General features: G+C 55.3%; 21 protein-coding genes and 4 tRNA genes. 14 read left to right on the top strand and 11 right to left on the bottom strand.

Annotation, left to right across the window (positions count from 1 at the left end):
• Nucleotides 1–126: 126 nt before the first annotated feature.
• From IM290_RS15840 to pdxK, 10 genes are all read left to right on the top strand, one after another.
• Entirely contained in the window at nucleotides 127–552 is a 426-nt protein-coding gene (locus IM290_RS15840) for a GNAT family acetyltransferase (protein ID WP_003861292.1), read from the top strand.
• Nucleotides 539–988: a DUF2919 domain-containing protein gene (locus IM290_RS15835; protein WP_003861294.1), complete on the top strand. Its 450-nt coding sequence runs from the start codon at nucleotides 539–541 to the stop codon at nucleotides 986–988. The genes IM290_RS15840 and IM290_RS15835 overlap by 14 nt, the downstream gene beginning before the upstream one ends.
• A gap of 63 nt (nucleotides 989–1,051) precedes the next feature.
• Nucleotides 1,052–1,627: an RpoE-regulated lipoprotein gene (locus IM290_RS15830; protein ID WP_193042340.1), complete on the top strand. Its 576-nt coding sequence runs from the start codon at nucleotides 1,052–1,054 to the stop codon at nucleotides 1,625–1,627.
• A 92-nt stretch (nucleotides 1,628–1,719) separates the two neighbouring features.
• Nucleotides 1,720–2,619, top strand: a complete 900-nt coding sequence (locus tag IM290_RS15825) for a Dyp-type peroxidase (protein WP_193042339.1) — start codon at nucleotides 1,720–1,722, stop codon at nucleotides 2,617–2,619.
• Between the two features lie 176 nt (nucleotides 2,620–2,795).
• Complete coding sequence (locus tag IM290_RS15820; protein ID WP_032649009.1) at nucleotides 2,796–3,809, top strand: sulfate ABC transporter substrate-binding protein; 1,014 nt, start codon at nucleotides 2,796–2,798, stop codon at nucleotides 3,807–3,809.
• Nucleotides 3,809–4,642, top strand: coding sequence for a sulfate/thiosulfate ABC transporter permease CysT (gene cysT, locus IM290_RS15815; protein ID WP_017383478.1), 834 nt, complete (start codon nucleotides 3,809–3,811; stop codon nucleotides 4,640–4,642). The genes IM290_RS15820 and cysT overlap by 1 nt, the downstream gene beginning before the upstream one ends.
• Nucleotides 4,642–5,517, top strand: coding sequence for a sulfate/thiosulfate ABC transporter permease CysW (gene cysW / locus IM290_RS15810; protein ID WP_003861305.1), 876 nt, complete (start codon nucleotides 4,642–4,644; stop codon nucleotides 5,515–5,517). The genes cysT and cysW overlap by 1 nt, the downstream gene beginning before the upstream one ends.
• Nucleotides 5,507–6,601, top strand: coding sequence for a sulfate/thiosulfate ABC transporter ATP-binding protein CysA (cysA, locus tag IM290_RS15805; protein WP_032659702.1), 1,095 nt, complete (start codon nucleotides 5,507–5,509; stop codon nucleotides 6,599–6,601). Before cysW ends, cysA begins: the two co-directional genes overlap by 11 nt.
• 118 nt (nucleotides 6,602–6,719) lie before the next feature.
• The gene (cysM, locus tag IM290_RS15800; RefSeq protein WP_193042338.1) at nucleotides 6,720–7,631 is read left to right on the top strand and encodes a cysteine synthase CysM; all 912 of its coding nucleotides are present in this window, start codon (nucleotides 6,720–6,722) and stop codon (nucleotides 7,629–7,631) included.
• A 5-nt stretch (nucleotides 7,632–7,636) separates the two neighbouring features.
• On the top strand, nucleotides 7,637–8,473 hold the full coding sequence (gene pdxK, locus IM290_RS15795; protein WP_193042337.1) for a pyridoxine/pyridoxal/pyridoxamine kinase: 837 nt from the start codon (nucleotides 7,637–7,639) through the stop codon (nucleotides 8,471–8,473).
• 44 nt (nucleotides 8,474–8,517) lie between these two features.
• On the opposite strand, the gene crr is transcribed toward pdxK, so the two are convergent.
• The 5 genes from crr to cysZ form a co-directional block, all read right to left on the bottom strand.
• On the bottom strand, nucleotides 8,518–9,027 hold the full coding sequence (gene crr / locus IM290_RS15790) for a PTS glucose transporter subunit IIA (protein WP_003861316.1): 510 nt from the start codon (nucleotides 9,025–9,027) through the stop codon (nucleotides 8,518–8,520).
• A 40-nt stretch (nucleotides 9,028–9,067) separates the two neighbouring features.
• On the bottom strand, nucleotides 9,068–10,795 hold the full coding sequence (gene ptsI / locus IM290_RS15785) for a phosphoenolpyruvate-protein phosphotransferase PtsI (protein WP_006811455.1): 1,728 nt from the start codon (nucleotides 10,793–10,795) through the stop codon (nucleotides 9,068–9,070).
• Between the two features lie 45 nt (nucleotides 10,796–10,840).
• Nucleotides 10,841–11,098: a phosphocarrier protein Hpr gene (ptsH, locus tag IM290_RS15780; protein ID WP_000487600.1), complete on the bottom strand. Its 258-nt coding sequence runs from the start codon at nucleotides 11,096–11,098 to the stop codon at nucleotides 10,841–10,843.
• Nucleotides 11,099–11,415: 317 nt separating this feature from the next.
• Nucleotides 11,416–12,387, bottom strand: coding sequence for a cysteine synthase A (gene cysK / locus IM290_RS15775; protein ID WP_006811453.1), 972 nt, complete (start codon nucleotides 12,385–12,387; stop codon nucleotides 11,416–11,418).
• A 163-nt stretch (nucleotides 12,388–12,550) separates the two neighbouring features.
• Nucleotides 12,551–13,312 (bottom strand): sulfate transporter CysZ, encoded by a 762-nt coding sequence (gene cysZ, locus IM290_RS15770; RefSeq protein ID WP_006811452.1) that lies wholly within the window; start codon nucleotides 13,310–13,312, stop codon nucleotides 12,551–12,553.
• A 229-nt stretch (nucleotides 13,313–13,541) separates the two neighbouring features.
• On the opposite strand from cysZ, the gene zipA reads away from it, so the two are divergent.
• The 3 genes from zipA to IM290_RS15755 all read left to right on the top strand — a co-directional run bounded on the left by zipA (nucleotide 13,542) and on the right by IM290_RS15755 (nucleotide 16,838).
• A complete protein-coding gene (gene zipA, locus IM290_RS15765; RefSeq protein ID WP_015572226.1) occupies nucleotides 13,542–14,537 on the top strand; it encodes a cell division protein ZipA in 996 nt (331 codons plus the stop codon).
• A gap of 68 nt (nucleotides 14,538–14,605) precedes the next feature.
• The gene (gene ligA / locus IM290_RS15760; RefSeq protein ID WP_017383473.1) at nucleotides 14,606–16,621 is read left to right on the top strand and encodes an NAD-dependent DNA ligase LigA; all 2,016 of its coding nucleotides are present in this window, start codon (nucleotides 14,606–14,608) and stop codon (nucleotides 16,619–16,621) included.
• 1 nt (nucleotide 16,622) lies between these two features.
• Entirely contained in the window at nucleotides 16,623–16,838 is a 216-nt protein-coding gene (locus IM290_RS15755) for a DUF3820 family protein (RefSeq protein WP_003861328.1), read from the top strand.
• Here IM290_RS15755 and IM290_RS15750 read toward each other — a convergent pair.
• Nucleotides 16,835–17,830: a bile acid:sodium symporter family protein gene (locus tag IM290_RS15750; RefSeq protein ID WP_015572227.1), complete on the bottom strand. Its 996-nt coding sequence runs from the start codon at nucleotides 17,828–17,830 to the stop codon at nucleotides 16,835–16,837. The genes IM290_RS15755 and IM290_RS15750 overlap by 4 nt on opposite strands.
• Before the next feature lie 89 nt (nucleotides 17,831–17,919).
• On the opposite strand from IM290_RS15750, the gene IM290_RS15745 reads away from it, so the two are divergent.
• On the top strand, nucleotides 17,920–18,861 hold the full coding sequence (locus IM290_RS15745) for a LysR family transcriptional regulator (RefSeq protein WP_032649001.1): 942 nt from the start codon (nucleotides 17,920–17,922) through the stop codon (nucleotides 18,859–18,861).
• Here IM290_RS15745 and IM290_RS15740 read toward each other — a convergent pair.
• The 5 genes from IM290_RS15740 to IM290_RS15720 all read right to left on the bottom strand — a co-directional run bounded on the left by IM290_RS15740 (nucleotide 18,852) and on the right by IM290_RS15720 (nucleotide 19,708).
• Nucleotides 18,852–19,193 carry a FlxA-like family protein gene (locus tag IM290_RS15740; RefSeq protein WP_017383471.1) on the bottom strand — a complete coding sequence of 114 codons (342 nt, stop codon included), beginning with the start codon at nucleotides 19,191–19,193 and terminating at the stop codon, nucleotides 18,852–18,854. The genes IM290_RS15745 and IM290_RS15740 overlap by 10 nt on opposite strands.
• A gap of 137 nt (nucleotides 19,194–19,330) precedes the next feature.
• A tRNA-Lys gene (locus IM290_RS15735) sits at nucleotides 19,331–19,406 on the bottom strand.
• 4 nt (nucleotides 19,407–19,410) lie between these two features.
• Nucleotides 19,411–19,486, bottom strand: a tRNA-Val gene (locus tag IM290_RS15730).
• Nucleotides 19,487–19,515: 29 nt separating this feature from the next.
• A tRNA-Val gene (locus IM290_RS15725) sits at nucleotides 19,516–19,591 on the bottom strand.
• Nucleotides 19,592–19,632: 41 nt separating this feature from the next.
• Nucleotides 19,633–19,708 (bottom strand) — tRNA-Val (locus IM290_RS15720).
• Nucleotides 19,709–19,935: the final 227 nt, after the last annotated feature.

The following is a 19,935-nucleotide window of genomic DNA, read 5'->3' as shown; positions in this document are numbered from 1 at the left end:
TTTTCATTTCAATACGTGACAAAGTGACATTATGCCAAATTTTGGCGAGTTTTTCCCCGGTTATTGGCTAAATGCCCTGTTCACGCCATAATCACTGTTTTTAAACCCGAAAAGGCGGTTAATACCATGGAGATACGCGTTTTTCGCCAGGAAGATTTCGAAGAGGTGATCACCCTTTGGGAGCGCTGCGATCTGCTGCGTCCGTGGAACGATCCGGAAATGGACATCGAACGGAAGGTGAATCACGACGTCAGTCTGTTTCTGGTCGCTGAGGTCAACGGCGAGGTGGTCGGGACGGTAATGGGCGGGTACGACGGCCACCGCGGGTCGGCCTACTATCTGGGCGTGCACCCGGAATATCGCGCGCGCGGCATCGCCAACGCGCTGCTTAACCGTCTGGAAAAGAAACTGATCGCCCGTGGCTGCCCGAAAATCCAGATTATGGTGCGGGAAGATAACGACGTGGTGCTGGGCATGTATGAACGTCTGGGCTACGAGCACGCGGATGTACTGACGCTGGGTAAGCGCCTGATCGAAGATGAAGAGTACTGAGTTCCACCCTGGCGACTATGATGTTCACGGTCGTCTGCGTCTGCCTTTTTTATTCTGGTGCGTTCTGCTGTTGCAGGCCCGCACCTGGGTGCTGTTCGTGATGGCTGGCGCGTCACGCGGGCAGGGCGATACGCTACTGAATCTCTTTTATCCCGATCACGATGCGTTCTGGCTGGGGTTACTGCCCGGTGTACCGGCGGTGCTGGCGTTCCTGTGCAGCGGTCGGCGGCAGTTCCTCCCGCGCTTCTGGCGCGCGCTTCGCTGGCTGTTGATTCTGGCGCAGGTTGTGCTCCTGGTCTGGCAGCCCGTGCTCTGGCTGTACGGCGAGCCGCTTTCCGGTATCGGGATTGCGCTGGTGGTGGCGGATATTGTCGCGCTGCTGTGGCTGGTCACGAACCCCCGTTTACGCGCCTGTTTTACGCAAGAGTCAGATTAAAACGGCACTTTTTGCCGATACTGCACTCCAACAAGCGTTGATTTATTACGTAAGGACGTCTCAATGAAATCGCTGCGTTTACTTTTATGCGCTCTCCCGCTGGCGTTAACCGGCTGTTCCACGCTCTCATCCATCAACTGGTCTGCGGCCTATCCGTGGAACTGGTTTGGCTCCTCAACGGAAGTGACCGAGCAGGGCGTGGGCAAAATCACCGCCTCGACGGCGCTGGATCAGGATGTCATTCAGGAGGCCATCGGCAGTGATTATCGCCTGCGCAGCGGCATGAAAACCGAGAACGGCAACATCGTGCGCTATTTCGAAGCGTTGAAAGACGACAAGGTGGCGATGGTCATCAACGGCGATAAAGGTACGGTCAACCGCATTGCGGTGATGGATGAAGAGATCCCGACCTCAGGTGGCGTGAAGGTAGGTACGCCGTTTGGCGAGCTCTACCAGAAAGCGTTTGGCCACTGCGCCAGCGTGCCGTCGGATGATAGTGTGGCGGTCGAGTGTAAGGCCGACGGCAGCCAGCACATTAGCTATGTATTCAGCGGTGCCTGGAACGGTCCGGAAGGGTTAATGCCCTCTGACGACACCCTGAAAAAGTGGAAAGTGAGCAAAATTATCTGGAAGCAGTAATTTGCGCCTGAGCAAGCCGCCTCGCTGAAATCCAGGTATAATAGCCGCCATCAATGCCACGCTGTCGTGGCATCTTTTTTTCAGGAGGAGCGATGTCTCAGGTTCAGAGTGGCATTTTGCCAGAACATTGCCGCGCGGCGATTTGGATTGAAGCCAACGTCAAAGGGGACGTGGATGCCCTGCGCGCGGCCAGCAAAATTTTCGTTGATAAACTGGCCACCTTTCAGGCCAAATTCTCCGAAGCCCATCTGGGCGCGGTGGTTGCCTTTGGCAATACCGTCTGGCGTCAGCTGAGCGGCGGCGAAGGCGCAGAAGAGCTGAAAGACTTTATTCCTTATGGCAAAGGTCTTGCGCCCGCCACCCAGTATGACGTCCTGATCCATATCCTCTCCCTGCGGCATGACGTGAATTTCTCCGTCGCTCAGGCAGCGATTGAGGCCTTTGGTGACAGCATCGACGTGCAGGAAGAGATCCACGGTTTCCGCTGGGTGGAAGAGCGCGATTTGAGCGGCTTCGTCGACGGCACCGAAAACCCGGCCGGGGAAGAGACGCGTCGCGAGGTGGCTGTAATCATGGATGGCGTGGACGCGGGCGGCAGCTACGTGTTCGTTCAGCGCTGGGAGCATAACCTCAGGCAGCTCAACCGCATGAGCGTGCATGATCAGGAGATGATGATTGGCCGCACCAAAGACGCCAATGAAGAGATTGACGGCGATGCGCGTCCGGTCACGTCCCACCTGACCCGCGTTGACCTTAAAGAAGACGGTAAGGGGCTGAAGATTGTTCGCCAGAGCCTGCCGTACGGCACCGCGAGCGGTACGCACGGCCTGTACTTCTGCGCTTACTGTGCACGCCTCTACAACATCGAACAGCAGCTGCTGAGCATGTTTGGCGATACCGACGGCAAGCGTGACGCCATGCTGCGCTTCACCCGTCCGGTGACCGGCGGCTACTACTTTGCGCCGTCCGTTGAGCGCCTGCTGGCGCTGTAAATCGCTCTCCATTCGTAGGCCGGGTAAGCGTTAGCGCCACCCGGCAATTTCTCCCGCACCCCTTATTCCCTTTTCTGCTTCTAAATCACCAAACGGTATATAAAACCGTTACTCCTTTAGACTCCGTTATAAATATTATGACTATAAGATAGTCATCACATTTATAAGGGTGCGCAATGGCCGTTACTGTACTGAAAAAAGGATCGCTGGCACTGGCAGGTTTACTGCTGGTGGCGCAGGCGCAGGCAACCGAGTTGCTGAACAGTTCTTATGATGTTTCGCGCGAGCTGTTTGCCGCCCTTAATCCCGCATTTGAACAGCAGTGGGCGAAAGAGAACAACGGCGACAAGCTGACCATCAAACAGTCGCACGCTGGCTCATCCAAGCAGGCGCTGGCCATTTTGCAGGGGCTGAAAGCGGATGTGGTGACCTACAACCAGGTCACGGACGTGCAGATCCTGCACGACAAAGGCAAGCTGATCCCGGCGGACTGGCAAAGCCGCCTGCCGAACAACAGTTCGCCGTTCTATTCCACCATGGGCTTCCTGGTGCGCAAGGGCAACCCGAAAAACATTCACGACTGGAACGACCTGGTGCGTTCTGACGTCAAGCTGATTTTCCCGAATCCGAAAACCTCCGGCAACGCGCGTTATACCTATCTGGCGGCGTGGGGCGCGGCGGACAAAGCTGACGGTAACGATAAAGCGAAAACCGAACAGTTTATGACCCAGTTCCTGAAAAACGTCGAAGTGTTTGACACCGGCGGCCGGGGCGCAACCACCACTTTCGCCGAGCGCGGGCTGGGCGATGTGCTGATCAGCTTTGAATCCGAAGTGAACAATATTCGTAAACAGTACGAAGCGCAGGGCTTCGAAGTGGTTATCCCGAAAACCAACGTTCTGGCCGAGTTCCCGGTGGCGTGGGTGGATAAAAACGTCAAAGCCAACGGCACTGAGAAAGCGGCAAAAGCCTATCTCAACTATCTGTACAGCCCGCAGGCGCAGACGGTGATTACTGACTATTACTACCGCGTTAATAATCCGGACGTGATGAACAAGCTGAAAGACAAATTCCCGCAGACCGAGCTGTTCCGCGTGGAAGATCATTTCGGCGCCTGGCCTGAGGTGATGAAAACGCATTTTGCCAGCGGCGGTGAGTTAGACAAATTGCTGGCGGCGGGGCGTAAGTAATGTTTGCAGGATCAACAAGACGTGTGCTGCCGGGTTTTACCTTAAGCCTCGGGACCAGCCTGCTGTTCGTCTGTCTGATTTTATTGTTACCGCTCAGCGCTCTGGTGATGCAGCTCGCTGAGATGAGCTGGTCCCAGTACTGGGAAGTGGTCACCAATCCGCAGGTGGTGGCGGCCTACAAGGTCACGCTGCTGTCTGCATTCGTGGCCTCGATTTTTAACGGCGTGTTTGGCCTGCTGATGGCATGGATCTTAACCCGCTATCGCTTCCCGGGCCGCACGCTGCTCGACGCCCTGATGGATCTGCCGTTTGCCCTGCCGACGGCGGTGGCCGGTCTGACGCTGGCGTCGCTGTTCTCCGTGAACGGCTTTTACGGCGAATGGCTGGCGAAGTTTGATATTAAAGTGACCTATACCTGGATCGGTATCGCGGTGGCGATGGCCTTCACCAGCATCCCGTTTGTGGTACGTACCGTGCAGCCGGTGCTGGAAGAGTTAGGCCCCGAATACGAAGAGGCTGCGGAGACCCTGGGCGCCACGCGCTGGCAGAGTTTCCGTAAGGTTGTGCTGCCGGAACTTTCTCCGGCCTTGCTGGCGGGGGTGGCGCTTTCCTTTACCCGCAGCCTCGGTGAATTTGGCGCGGTCATTTTTATCGCCGGGAACATCGCGTGGAAAACCGAAGTGACCTCGCTGATGATTTTTGTCCGTTTGCAGGAGTTTGATTATCCGGCCGCGAGCGCGATTGCCTCGGTGATCCTTGCCGCGTCGCTGCTGCTACTGTTTTCGATTAACACTCTGCAAAGTCGCTTTGGTCGACGTGTGGTAGGTCACTGATGGCGGAAGTTACGCAATTGAAGCGCTATGACGCGCCCCGCATCAACTGGGGCAAATGGTTTCTGATTGGTACCGGCGTGCTGGTCTCCGCATTCATTCTCGTCGTGCCGATGGTGTACATCTTCGTGCAGGCCTTCAGCAAAGGGATTATGCCCGCGCTGCAAAACCTGGCCGATCCGGACATGCTCCACGCCATCTGGCTGACGGTGATGATTGCCCTGATCACCGTCCCGGTGAATCTGGTGTTTGGCGTATTGCTGGCCTGGCTGGTAACGCGCTTTAACTTCCCGGGGCGTCAGCTGCTGCTGACCCTGCTGGATATCCCGTTTGCGGTGTCTCCGGTGGTGGCGGGTCTGGTTTATCTGCTCTTCTACGGCTCCAATGGCCCGCTGGGCGGCTGGCTGGATGAGCACGACCTGCAAATCATGTTCGCCTGGCCGGGAATGGTGCTGGTGACCGTCTTTGTCACCTGTCCGTTCGTGGTGCGCGAGCTGGTGCCGGTGATGCTCAGCCAGGGCAGCCATGAAGATGAAGCCGCGGTGCTGCTCGGCGCTTCCGGGTGGCAGATGTTCCGCCGCGTCACGCTGCCGAATATCCGCTGGGCACTGCTTTACGGCGTGGTGCTGACCAACGCCCGTGCGATCGGTGAGTTTGGCGCGGTGTCGGTGGTATCCGGCTCGATTCGCGGCGAAACCCTGTCGCTGCCGTTACAGATTGAATTACTGGAACAGGACTACAACACCGTCGGTTCCTTTACTGCCGCAGCGTTGCTGACGCTGATGGCGATTTTGACCCTGTTTTTGAAGAGTGTGGTGCAGTGGCGTTTAGAGAATCAGGAAAAACGTCAGCATCAGGAGGGAAATCATGAGCATTGAGATTGCCAATATTAAGAAGTCTTTTGGTCGCACCCAGGTGCTGAATGATATCTCGCTGGATATCCCTTCCGGACAAATGGTGGCGCTGCTGGGGCCGTCTGGCTCCGGTAAAACCACGCTGCTGCGTATTATCGCCGGGCTTGAACACCAGACCAGCGGACATATTCGCTTCCACGGTACGGACGTTAGCCGCCTGCACGCCCGCGACCGTAAAGTGGGCTTTGTATTTCAGCATTATGCGCTGTTCCGCCACATGACGGTATTCGACAACATCGCGTTTGGCCTGACCGTGCTGCCGCGTCGTGAACGTCCAGATGCCGCCGCCATCAAAGCGAAAGTGACCAAACTGCTGGAGATGGTGCAGCTTGCGCATCTGGCGGACCGCTTCCCGGCTCAACTTTCCGGCGGGCAGAAGCAGCGCGTGGCGCTGGCGCGTGCGTTAGCCGTTGAACCGCAAATCCTGCTGCTGGACGAACCGTTTGGCGCGCTGGATGCGCAGGTACGAAAAGAGCTGCGCCGCTGGCTGCGTCAGCTGCATGAGGAACTTCAGTTCACCAGCGTTTTCGTGACCCACGATCAGGAAGAGGCGATGGAAGTGGCCGATCGCGTGGTGGTGATGAGTCAGGGCAACATTGAGCAGGTTGACGAGCCAGAGCAGCTCTGGCGTGAACCGGCGACCCGCTTTGTGCTGGAGTTTATGGGGGAAGTAAACCGCCTTCAGGGCACCATTCGCGGCGGTCAGTTCCACGTTGGCGCGCACCGCTGGCCGCTGGGGTATACCTCTGCGCATCAGGGGCCGGTCGATCTGTTCCTGCGCCCGTGGGAAGTGGACGTCAGCCGCCGTACCAGCCTGGATTCACCGCTTCCGGTGCAGGTGCTGGAAGCTAGCCCTAAAGGGCACTACACCCAATTGGTGGTACAGCCCCTGGGCTGGTACACCGAGCCGTTGACCGTGGTTATGCGTGACGACGAGCCGCCGCACCGGGGGGAGCGCCTGTTTGTCGGGCTGCAACACGCGCGCATTTATCACGGTAACGAGCGCATTGAAACGCGCGAGGATATTGCTCTGGCGGAGTCAGCCTGATAGGTTATTAGTATGTTTATCGCCCGGTGGCGCTGCGCTGACCGGGCCTACAGTTATCACTGCGTCTTGTAGGCCGGGTAAGCGAAGCGCCACCCGGCTTTTTTATTGAGTAAAAATCGTGAATACACTCGAACACACCATCGGTAACACTCCTCTGGTCAAGCTTCAGCGCATGGGGCCCGATAACGGCAGCGAAATCTGGGTCAAACTCGAAGGCAATAACCCGGCGGGATCGGTGAAAGACCGGGCGGCACTGTCGATGATTGTTCAGGCCGAAAAGCGCGGCGAGATAAAGCCCGGCGACGTGCTGATCGAAGCCACCAGCGGTAACACCGGTATCGCGCTGGCGATGATTGCCGCCCTGAAAGGCTACCGCATGAAGCTGCTGATGCCGGATAACATGAGCCAGGAGCGCCGGGCCGCCATGCGCGCCTATGGAGCCGAGCTGATTCTGGTGAGCAAAGAGCAGGGGATGGAAGGGGCGCGAGATTTAGCGTTAGCGATGTCGGAGCGCGGGGAAGGCAAGCTTCTCGACCAGTTCAACAACCCGGACAACCCGTACGCGCACTACACCACCACCGGCCCGGAAATCTGGCAGCAAACCGACGAGCGCATCACCCACTTTGTCTCCAGCATGGGGACCACGGGCACGATCACCGGTGTGTCACGCTTTCTGCGCGAACAGGAGAAGCCGGTGACGATTGTCGGCCTGCAACCGGAAGAGGGGAGCAGCATTCCGGGCATCCGCCGCTGGCCGGCGGAGTATATGCCGGGCATCTTTAATGCGCAGCTTGTGGACCAGGTGCTGGATATTCATCAACGCGAGGCGGAAAATATCATGCGTGAGCTGGCCGTGCGTGAAGGTATCTTCTGCGGCGTCAGCTCTGGCGGTGCCGTAGCGGGTGCGATCCGGGTGGCTGAGTCCACGCCGGGAGCGGTGGTCGTGGCGATTATTTGCGATCGCGGCGACCGTTACCTGTCTACCGGCGTCTTTGGTGAAGAGAGTTATTCGCAGGGGGCGGGGATTTAAGCGTCATGGAGATGATTTTATTCCGGGATAACACCCGGGCGCAGCAAACCGATATTGTCGCCGTACAGTCGCAGGTGGTGTACGGCAGCGTGGGAAACAGCATCGCGGTGCCGAATATTCGAACCCACCGGCTGAACGTTACCGCCGTGCCAACGGTGCTGTTCAGCAATACGCCGCACTACGACACCTTCTACGGCGGGGTGATCCCGGACGAGTGGTTCAGCGGCTACCTTAAGGCGCTGGAAGAGCGCGAGATCCTGCGCGAGCTTAAAGCGGTCACCACCGGCTATATGGGCAGCGCCAGCCAGATCGCGCTGCTGGCGAAGTGGCTGAAGGCAATCAAAGTGCAGCATCCCGATCTGCTGGTGCTGGTCGACCCGGTAATTGGGGATATCGATAGCGGGATGTACGTGAAGCCGGATATTCCTGAAGCCTACCGTGAGCATCTGCTCCCGCTGGCCCAGGGCATTACGCCCAACGTGTATGAACTGGAGGTGCTGAGCGGCAAACCGTGCCGTACGCCGGAGAGCGCCATTGCCGCCGCGCAGGGGCTGCTGTCCGACTCGCTGAAATGGGTGGCGATCACCAGTGCGCCAGTGGCTGACGATCCGCAGAATATCCACGTTGTGCTGGTGAGCGAAGAAGGTGTTACCGTAAGCGCGCACCCGCGCGTAGAGACGGATCTGAAAGGAACGGGCGATCTGTTCTGTTCGGAGCTGGTCAGCGGCATTGTGGGAGGGAAAACCGTTGCCGATGCCATTCGCATGGCGGGCGATCGGGTGACTGACGTTATGATCTATACGCAGTCGAAAGGCTATGACGAGCTTATCCTGCCGGCATAAACAAAAATGGCGCCCGAAGGCGCCATTTTTCTGTGCGGCAAGAATTACTTCTTGATGCGGATAACCGGGGTTTCACCCACGGTGACGCTGCCAGACAGTTTGATCAGTTCTTTGATTTCGTCCATGTTGGAGATAACAACCGGAGTCAGGGTAGACTTCGCTTTTTCTTCCAGCAGCGGCAGATCGAATTCAATTACCGGGTCGCCAACTTTAACACGCTGGCCTTCTTCTGCGATACGTTTGAAGCCTTCGCCTTTCAGTTCAACGGTGTCGATACCGAAGTGAACGAACAGTTCGATACCGCTATCGGATTCGATAGAGAACGCATGGTTGGTTTCAAAAATTTTACCGATGGTGCCGTCAACTGGAGCAACCATTTTGTTGCCAGTTGGTTTGATAGCAATGCCATCACCAACGATTTTCTCAGCAAAAACTACATCCGGCACGTCTTCGATGTTGACGATCTCGCCGGAGAGCGGAGCAACAATCTCAATAGTTCCGGAGTCTTTCTTGTCATCAGAAACCAGAGATTTTAGTTTATCGAACAAACCCATGATCTTCTCCTAAGCAGTAAATTGGGCCGCATCTCGTGGATTAGCAGATTGTTTTTTCTTCAATGAACTTGTTAACCAGCGTCATTAACTCGTCCGTTGTCGGTTGAGCAAGAGCCTGCTCTGCTAACACCTTCGCATCTTCGAAGTTCGTGTTACGGATAATCTTCTTAATGCGCGGGATGGAAATGGCGCTCATAGAGAATTCGTCCAGACCCATACCCAGCAACAGAAGTGTAGCACGTTCGTCGCCTGCAAGCTCACCACACATGCCAGTCCATTTACCTTCTGCATGAGAAGCATCAATAACTTGCTTGATCAAATTCAGTACGGACGGTGACATTGGCTGGTAGAGATGTGAAATCATATCATTACCACGGTCAACTGCCAGGGTGTACTGCGTTAAATCATTGGTACCGATACTAAAGAAATCAACTTCTTTGGCTAAATGACGCGCAATGGTCGCGGCTGCCGGTGTTTCCACCATCACGCCGATCTCAATGGATTCGTCAAATGCTTTACCTTCGTCGCGCAGTTCCTGTTTGTAGATTTCGATCTCTTTCTTCAGTGCACGCACTTCTTCAACAGAGATGATCATCGGGAACATGATGCGCAGTTTACCGAAAGCGGAGGCACGCAGAATAGCGCGAACCTGGTCACGCAGGATCTCTTTACGATCCATGGCGATACGCACGGCACGCCAGCCCAGGAACGGGTTCTCTTCTTTCGGGAAGTTCATGTACGGCAGCTCTTTGTCGCCACCGATGTCCATGGTACGGACGATTACAGCCTGCGAGCCGCACGCTTCCGCAACCGCTTTGTACGCTGCAAACTGCTCTTCTTCCGTTGGCAGAGCGTCGCGATCCATGAACAGGAATTCAGTACGATACAGACCTACACCTTCCGCGCCGTTGCGCTCAGCGCCGTCAACGTCACGTACGGTACCGATGTTAGCGCACACTTCAACCTGATGGCCGTCCAGCGTGATAGCTGGCAGATCTTTCAGTTTAGCGAGTTCCGCTTTCTCGGTAGCAACCTGCTCCTGAACGGAACGCAGCTGCTCGATCACATCGTTAGTTGGGTTGACGTAAACCACATTGTTTACGGCATCCAGAATCAGATAGTCGTCGTTTTTAACCTGGGAGGTAACGCTACCGGTACCCACAATGGCTGGCAGCTCCAGAGAACGCGCCATGATTGAGGTGTGGGAGGTACGTCCACCTGCATCAGTAATGAAACCCAGCACCTTGTTCAGGTTCAGCTGTGCGGTTTCAGACGGGGTCAGGTCAGCGGCAACCAGGATGACTTCGTCCTGAATCGCGCTCAGATCGATGATGGCCAGACCCAGGATGTTGCGCAGCAGGCGCTTACCGATGTCACGTACGTCAGCCGCACGTTCTTTCAGGTATTCATCGTCCAGCTCTTCCAGGGCAGATGCCTGACCTTCGATAACTTCATGCGCAGCCGCGTCGGCCGTCATGCCTTTATCTTTAATCAGGGCTATGATTTCCTGCTCCAGCTCCTCATCTTCGAGCAGCATAATGTGCCCTTCGAAGATGGCTTCTTTTTCTTCACCGAAAGTTTCGCCAGCTTTAGTTTTAATCGCTTCCAGTTGCGCAGATGCCTTGGCACGACCGCTCAGAAAACGTTCAACTTCCTGATCAACCTTGTCGGCAGAAATTTTTTTCCGGTCAATGACGATTTCGTCTTCTTTCAGCAGCAATGCTTTGCCGAAAGCGATACCCGGGGATGCTAAAATGCCTGAAATCATAACCCTACCTTACTTGTGACTGATATTGAAAAGAACCCGGTAAACTTACTCGAGTTCAGCCATCAGCTTAACCAGATGCTCAACTGCTTTCTGCTCGTCTTCACCTTCAGCGGAGATGGTAACAACGGTACCCTGAGTCAGGCCCAGAGTTTGCAGCTTGAACAGGCTTTTTGCGCTAGCGCTTTTGCCGTTGGAAGTCACGGTGATTTCAGAAGTGAAGCCTTTCGCTTCTTTAACAAACTGAGCAGCAGGGCGGGTGTGCAGACCGTTCGGAGCGGTAATGGTAACTTCTTGCTGGAACATTGTATTTCCCCAACTTATAGGTTTAGTGTTGTGGAACTAAAGTCTAGCCTGGCGACTTAACTTTAGCCTGTATAGTTAGCGCTGACGTTTCAATCGTCATTAAACATTATGCAGTGAAAGCAAGACTTGAACCAAATCATAAAATCGATTCAGCAGCGCTATTTCGTTCACCGATTAATTTCGCGCATCAAAATAATTGCTGGTTTAAATACCAGACCCAACGGGGTGAAGCAATGCCAGGAGGGGTAAAACTTTGAAGCAGGCCACAAAAAAGCACCTGAAAAGGTGCTTTTTTACGCGTTTTTAACATGCTGGCATCACTGTTGCAGTTCTTTCTCTGTGAAGAGATCGGCAAACAGTGCTGTGCTTAAGTAACGTTCACCCGAAGACGGTAGGATAACCACAATGTTCTTATTGGTAAAGGTTTCATCTTCCAGCAGTTTGAGGGCTGCCGCAACCGCCGCACCGGAAGAGATACCCGCCAGAATGCCTTCCTCGTCCATCAGGCGACGCGCCGTGGAGATGGCTTCTTCATTGGTAATGGCGACGACTTTATCGATCAGCTTCAGATCCAGGTTGCCTGGAATAAAGCCAGCGCCGATACCCTGGATTTTGTGTGGGCCAGGTTTGATCTCTTCGCCTGCCAGCGCCTGAGCGATAACCGGTGAGTCGGTTGGCTCAACGGCAACGGTAATCAGATCTTTTTTACCTTTCGTGCCTTTAATATAGCGAGACACACCGGTCAGCGTACCGCCGGTGCCTACGCCGGAGATAAACACATCAACCTGACCGTCGGTATCTTCCCAGATTTCCGGGCCGGTGGTTTTCTCATGAATTTCCGGGTTGGCCGGGTTGCTGAACTGCTGGAGCAGCAGATACTTTGCCGGATCGCTGGCAACAATTTCTTCGGCCTTCTGAATCGCGCCCTTCATGCCTTTTGCGCCTTCGGTCAGGACCAGGTTCGCACCCAGCGCTTTCAGCAGCTTACGACGCTCAATGCTCATGGTTTCAGGCATAGTCAGCGTCAGCTTATAGCCACGCGCCGCCGCAACATAGGCCAGAGCGATACCGGTATTGCCGCTGGTGGGTTCAACCAGCTCAACGCCAGGTTTCAGCACGCCACGCTTTTCAGCATCCCAAATCATATTCGCACCGATACGGCATTTAACGCTGAAGCTTGGGTTACGAGATTCGACCTTCGCCAGAATGCGTCCATTACCGATACGGTTCAGTCGAACCAGGGGCGTATGACCGATAGTCAGCGAGTTGTCTTCATAAATCTTACTCATGGCCTGTCCTTAACTGTATGAAATTGGGATACCGACCCAGCATACCTGTTGAACAGGTATGGGGAAGTAAGGAAATCGCATATCTATATGCTGCAAGGAAATAATGGGGATCAGTATGGAATAAGGGGCGGCATAAGCCACCCCTCTTTTACACATTTTTGCATTACTTCCATAACGCGTGCTTAGCACGGTAGCAGTCCACCCACATCGCCGTCGCGCCGCAAACGGCAACGGGCATGATGAACAAATTCAGGAAAGGGATCATGGTGAACAGGCTGGTCAGCGCGCCAAATTGCATGTTGGCAACCTTCTGAGTGCGCAGGGCAGTGCGCATCTCTTTAAACGGCACTTTGTGGTTATCGAACGGATAATCACAGTACTGGATAGCGAGCATCCAGGCGCTGAACAGGAACCACAGCACGGGCGCGACCGTCTGGCCAATCCCGGGTACAAAATAAAGAATAAGCAGCACAATCGCCCGCGGCAGGTACCAGGCGAACTTCTGCCATTCACGCTTCATGATGCGGGGGAGATCTTTCACGATCCCGAGTACGCCCGTGTCAGGTGGCGTCGCACCGGTCAGGCGCGCTTCCAGCTGTTCGGCCAGCAGACCGTTGAACGGCGCGGCTATCCAGTTTGCTATCGTCGAAAAGAAATAACCGAAAACCAGCAGCACGGAGATAACCGCAATCGGCCAGAGCAGGTAGTCTAGCCACTGTAACCAGTCCGGCACATAGCTCATCAGGGAAGGGATCCAGCTTTCCAGTCTGGTGAACAGCCACCAGAAGGCCCCGCCCATCAGAATAATGTTGATCAGTAACGGCAAAATAACGAAGCGTCGAATGCCCGGCAGGGAGACCAGTTTCCAGCCCTGAGAAAAGTACCAGACCCCGCTGCGTGGGGCAGAAGAAGATGTTGAAACCATACCAGGCTGTACTCCTTTTTACACAACCAGTGGAATTGCCCGCCTATATTATCCAGTTACGGGCCAATGACCAGTTCGGAAATGTTCGAAAAACCAGCAAAAAGCACGATTTAGTTCATCTTTATGCTGTGAATGCTCTGCATACACTTGCACTTGACGTAAACGGCAAATACTCTTAGTGAGTAAATGTTTGCCGTGGTGGCAAGGTGTTAGAACAACAGAGAATATAATGATGCAGGATTTGCGTCTGATATTAATCATTGTTGGCGCGATCGCCATAATCGCTTTACTGGTACATGGTTTCTGGACCAGCCGTAAAGAGCGTTCCTCTATGTTTCGCGATCGTCCACTGAAGCGCATGAAGTCCAGTCGTGACGACGATGACGTTGAAGACGACATCGACGGTCCTGACGACGACGGCGTGGGTGAAGTTCGTGTTCATCGGGTCAATACTGCGCCCGGCGCAGCGCATGGAGAGCATGAAGCCCCCCGCGCTCCGCAGCACCAGTATCAACCACCGTATGCCTCTGCCCAGCCGCGCCAGCCAGCGCCGCCGCCAGTGGAAGAACCTGTTCGTCATCCGCCGCAGCAGCCTGTGCAACAGCAGCCCGTTGCGCCACAGCCTGTACAGCCGCAACCTGTGCAACAGCCTGCACAGCCAGTGCATCAGCCACAGCCTGTTCAGCAGCCGCAGCCGGTACAACAACCGCAGCCGCAGCCTGAACCGCCTGCGCCACAGCCCGCTCCGCGCGTTGAGCCAGAGCCGGTCGCAGAGCCAGAACCGGTTGTTGAAAAGCCGCAGCGTAAAGAAGCGGTGATCATCATGAACGTGGCTGCTCATCATGGCACCCATCTGAACGGTGACGTGCTGCTTAACAGCATCCAACAGGCAGGCTTCAAGTTCGGCGACATGAATATTTTCCATCGCCACCTGAGTCCTGACGGTAGCGGTCCGGCGCTGTTTAGCCTGGCCAATATGGTCAATCCAGGCACGTTTGACCCGGAAATGACCGGTGATTTCGTCACGCCGGGGGTTACGATCTTTATGCAGGTGCCGTCCTACGGTGACGAGCTGCAAAACTTTAAGCTGATGCTACAGTCCGCTCAGCACATCGCCGACGAAGTGGGCGGTGTGGTGCTCGACGATCAGCGTCGAATGATGACGCCGCAGAAACTGCGCGAGTATCAGGACCGCATCCGCGAAGTTAAGGAAGCGAACGCGTAATCGTCGCGTTAACTTCACCTCCTCCTCAACCCCCGCCTGTCGGGGGTTTTTCTCATTGATGGTGCGATATGGACTCAATCGAACAACAACTTACTGAACTGCGAACCACGCTTCGCCATCATGAATATCTCTATCATGTTATGGACGCACCGGAAGTGCCGGATGCGGAATATGACCGCCTGATGCGTGAACTGCGCGAGCTGGAAGCGCAGCACCCCGAACTGATTACGCCCGATTCCCCAACGCAGCGCGTCGGCGCGGAACCGCTGGGCGCTTTCAGCCAGGTGCGCCATGAAGTGCCGATGCTGTCGCTGGATAACGTGTTTGATGAAGAGAGTTTTCTGGCTTTCAACAAGCGTGTGCAGGATCGCCTGAAGAGCATCGACAATCTGAGCTGGTGCTGCGAGCTAAAGCTGGATGGTCTGGCCGTTAGCATTCTTTATGAGAACGGCGTGATGGTGCGTGCCGCAACGCGCGGCGACGGCACTACCGGGGAAGACATCACCACTAATGTGCGCACTATTCGTGCGATCCCGCTGAAACTGCGTGGCGATAACATTCCCGCCCGGCTGGAAGTGCGCGGGGAAGTGTTCCTTCCGCAGGCGGGCTTCGAGAAGATCAACGAAGAAGCGCGTCGTACCGGTGGGAAAGTGTTTGCTAACCCGCGTAACGCGGCGGCAGGTTCGCTGCGTCAGCTCGATCCGCGAATCACCGCGAAGCGACCGCTTACTTTCTTCTGCTACGGCGTCGGGATCCTGGAAGGCGGTGACCTGCCAGATACTCACCTGGGTCGTTTAATGCAGTTCAAAGAGTGGGGGTTACCGGTTAGCAACCGCGTGCAGCTCTGCGACTCTCCGGAGGCGGTGCTGGCGTTCTATCACAAGGTTGAAGAGGATCGTCCCACGCTCGGGTTTGATATTGATGGCGTGGTGATCAAGGTTAACTCGCTGGCGTTGCAGGAACAGTTAGGATTTGTGGCCCGTGCGCCGCGCTGGGCGGTAGCCTTTAAGTTCCCGGCGCAGGAGCAGATGACCTTCGTTCGCGACGTGGAGTTTCAGGTAGGGCGTACGGGGGCGATTACGCCTGTGGCGCGTCTGGAGCCTGTGCAGGTGGCTGGCGTGCTGGTAAGTAACGCCACGCTGCATAACGCCGATGAAATTGCCCGCCTGGGCCTGCGCATTGGTGACAAAGTGGTGATTCGCCGCGCGGGTGATGTGATCCCACAGGTGGTTAACGTTGTGGAGTCTGAACGTCCTGCCGATACCCGTGCCATCGAGTTTCCAGCCCACTGTCCGGTATGTGGTTCTGACGTAGAGCGCGTGGAAGGTGAAGCGGTAACGCGCTGTACGGGCGGGTTAATCTGCGGCGCGCAGCGTAAAGAGTCCCTGAAGCACTTCGTCTCCCGCCGGGCGATGGACGTCGACGGAATGGGTGACAAGATCATCGACCAGTTAGTTGAGAAAGAGTATGTCCATACGCCAGCAGACCTCTTTACCCTGACGGCAGGTAAGCTGACCGGTCTTGATCGTATGGGGCCGAAATCAGCCCAGAACATCGTCAACGCGCTCGAGGCGGCCAAAAACACCACCTTTGCCCGTTTCCTTTACGCGCTTGGCATTCGTGAAGTCGGAGAGGCGACGGCGGCAGGGCTGGCGGCGTATTTCGGCACGCTGGACGCGCTGGAGAAAGCCACCATCGACGAGCTACAGAAAGTCCCTGATGTCGGCATTGTGGTCGCCACCCACGTTTTCAACTTCTTCGCCGAAGAGAGCAACCGTGAAGTGATCGGTAAATTACTGGAACAGGGCATTCACTGGCCTGCACCGGTAGTGGTTAATGCCGAAGAGATCGACAGCCCGTTTGCCGGTAAAACGGTGGTGCTGACCGGCAGCCTGAGCCAGCTCTCGCGCGATGACGCGAAAGCGCGCCTGGTGGCGCTGGGGGCAAAAGTGGCGGGCAGCGTATCGAAGAAAACCGACCTGGTGATTGCCGGGGAAGCGGCCGGTTCGAAGCTGGCAAAAGCGCAGGAGCTTGGCATCGAGGTAATCGACGAAGCGGAAATGATGCGCCTGTTAGGAGAGTGACGTGGAAAAAGAGCAGCTCGTTGAGATCGCCAATACGGAGATGCCGTTCGGTAAATATAAGGGGCGCAGGCTGATTGATTTACCGGAAGAGTATCTGCTGTGGTTTGCCCGTAAGGATGAGTTCCCCGCCGGGCGTCTGGGCGAGCTGATGGCTATCACGTTACTGATCAAAACAGAGGGGCTGACCCAGCTGGTTCAGCCCCTGAAACGTCCTTAAACTTTCGCGGCGCGGGTCTCTTCCTGCGCCAGTTTTTCAGTCTGCGCCTTGTAACGCCGCGCCAGTACCGCGCACACCATCAGCTGGATCTGATGGAAAATCATCAGCGGCAACACCATCATCCCAATGACGGACGTCGGGAACAGAATATTGGCCATTGGGATCCCGTTGGCCAGGCTCTTTTTCGATCCGCAAAATACAATGGTGATTTCATCGGCCTTATTGAAGCCGCATTTGCGGGCCACAAAGACGTTAACCGCGATGACAATGGCCAGAAGAACGATGCTTACCACCACAATAAACAGCAGCGATCCAGCGCCCACCCTGTGCCAGATGCCGTTCACCACGGCTTCGCTGAAGGCCGTGTAAACCACCAGCAGAATTGAGCTTTGGTCCGTTTTCCCGATCCATTTTTTATGTTTTGCCACAAACGCCCCAATCCAGGGACGGGATAAGTGTCCGAGCACAAACGGCAGCAGCAGTTGCAGACAAATTTTACCCACCTGCTCCAGATTACCTTCCGCCCCGTGCATATTCATCAGCAGACCGACCAGCAGCGGTGAAACAAAGATCCCCAGCAGGCTGGAAGCGGAAGCAGAACAGACCGCCGCCGCGACGTTGCCGCCCGCCAGCGAGGTAAAGGCAATAGCGGACTGCACGGTGGCCGGTAAAATACACAGATAAAGGAAACCGGTATACAGCGCCGGATCGACATTCACCGGCGCCCACCAGGCGAACAGCACGCCTAGAACCGGGAAGAGGATAAAGGTGCTGCACATTACCCACAGGTGCAGTCGCCAGTGGCTACCGCCTGCAATAATGGCTTCCCGGGAGAGTTTGGCGCCATGCATAAAGAACAGCAGGGCAATGGCTGCCGTGGTCAGTCCTTCAATAACCGGAACGAAACTGCCCCGCGCCGGGAAGAACGAGGCCAGCAAGACGACACCAATCAGGGTCAGCGTAAACGGATCAAGGATACGAAAAAGTTTCATAATCACTCCTGAAAACAGATGCCGCTATTGTGCTTTCTTCCCTTTGAGAAATAAAATTGATTTATTGCATCCATTCATGAATTAAACAGATGAATTATTCGTTACGTCAGCTTCGCGTTTTCGTCACCGTCGCGCAGGCCCGCAGCTTTAGCCGGGCAGGGGAGATCATTGGCCTCAGCCAGTCGGCGGTGAGCCATAGCGTTAAGGAGCTTGAAACGCAAACGGGAGTGAAGCTGCTCGACCGTACGACGCGAGAAGTGGTACTCACCGAAGCGGGACAGCAGCTGGCAATGCGTCTGGAGAGGCTGCTGGATGAACTGCACAGTACGCTCAGGGATGTCGGCCGGCTCGGACAACAGCTTTCCGGCACCGTGAGAGTGGCGGCGAGCCAGACGATTTCGGCGCATCTTATTCCCCAGTGCATCGCTGAAAGTAATCACCGCTATCCGGATATCGATTTTGTTTTGCATGACAGGCCGCAGCAGTGGGTTCTGGAGAGTATCCGTCAGGGGGATGTGGATTTTGGCATCGTTATTGATCCCGGAGCGGTAAGCGACCTGGAATGTGAAGTGGTGCTCTCGGAGCCCTTTTTATTGCTCTGCCGCGATGATGATCCGCTGGCATCGCTGCCACACGTGGCCTGGCAGGCCTTGCAGGGGGCAAACCTGGTGTTACAGGATTATGCATCAGGCAGCCGTCCGCTGATAGATGCCGCTCTGGCCGCGCAGGGCGTTAAGGCAACCATTGTGCAGGAGATTGGGCATCCTGCCACGCTCTTCCCGATGGTCGAAGCGGGGATTGGCATCAGCGTTCTGCCGGCGCTGGCGCTGCCACTGCCGCAGGGGAGTCGTTTAACGGTGAAGCGTTTCGTACCCTGTGTCGAACGCCAGCTGATGCTGGTACGCCGTAAAAACAGGTCACTTTCCGGCGCGGCACACGCCTGCTGGGATGTGGTGCGTATGCAGGCCGAACGTTTGATGGAGGCCCGCACACGCGATCCACTTTTTAACGAAACCAATAATCAGATGTAGATATTAATCTGATGCTCCGCGGAGGGCTTATTGATGCCTTCCGCGACTGCCTGACCTTTTTCCTGTTTTGGCATCGCCTCTTCTGCCTGCTGACGCTGCAATTGCGCCAGTTGTGCCTGCAACATAGCCAGCTGAGATTCGAGTAATTCCTGCTGCTTTTGCTTCTCTTCTGCTGTGGCATCACCCATGGCCACTTCTTTGAGCTGCTGAGTGACTTTCGTTATCTGTTTGGTCAGACGGGTGATTTGAGAAGCAATGTCGTTTCCGCCGGAGCTGTTATCTACGCTGCCGATTTCCATCGCCGACAGAGAAACGGGCTTAAGAGTTGTCATATTGAGATCCTTTTCGCCATAAAATAGAGGTATCGGCAAAGAAGGCGTGAGCTTGAGTAAAACAAGCGGTCTGGCTGCAATGGGGATGTGCTATATCGCAGATAGCAAAAAAGCGCCTTTAGGGCGCTTTTTTACATTGGTGGGTCGTGCAGGATTCGAACCTGCGACCAATTGATTAAAAGTCAACTGCTCTACCAACTGAGCTAACGACCCGAAATGGTGGGCGATGACGGGCTCGAACCGCCGACCCCCTCCGTGTAAAGGAGATGCTCTACCAACTGAGCTAATCGCCCATTTCGGAACTGCTGCGATAAGGTGAGAATGGTGGGCGATGACGGGCTCGAACCGCCGACCCCCTCCGTGTAAAGGAGATGCTCTACCAACTGAGCTAATCGCCCAATCTCAATGCTTATCTACACTGCGAGTCTACCGAAGTAGATGGTGGGTGATGACGGGCTCGAACCGCCGACCCCCTCCGTGTAAAGGAGATGCTCTACCAACTGAGCTAATCACCCCCGCTGTGTGGAGTCGCATTATAGGGAGAGTTGAAAATGAGTCAACGCATTTTCTAAAGTTTTTATTCGTTCGTCGTAAAATTAGTCAAAACGATCGCAAAACGGACTGTGGTGCATGATTTATAAACAAAAACAGCAATCTCGAACCGGATAAAGTGATCGACATTGAGGAATCGGCCCACAGTGATAGAATATTGCCCATTGTTTTCTTCCCGGAATTTGCCGAT

It is taken from the genome of Enterobacter cloacae complex sp. S1, assembly GCF_014930525.1.
GTDB classification, from domain to species: domain Bacteria; phylum Pseudomonadota; class Gammaproteobacteria; order Enterobacterales; family Enterobacteriaceae; genus Enterobacter; species Enterobacter hormaechei_C.
The sequence above is the reverse complement of the archived record's forward strand: the minus strand, read 5'-3'. Positions and strand labels throughout refer to the sequence as shown.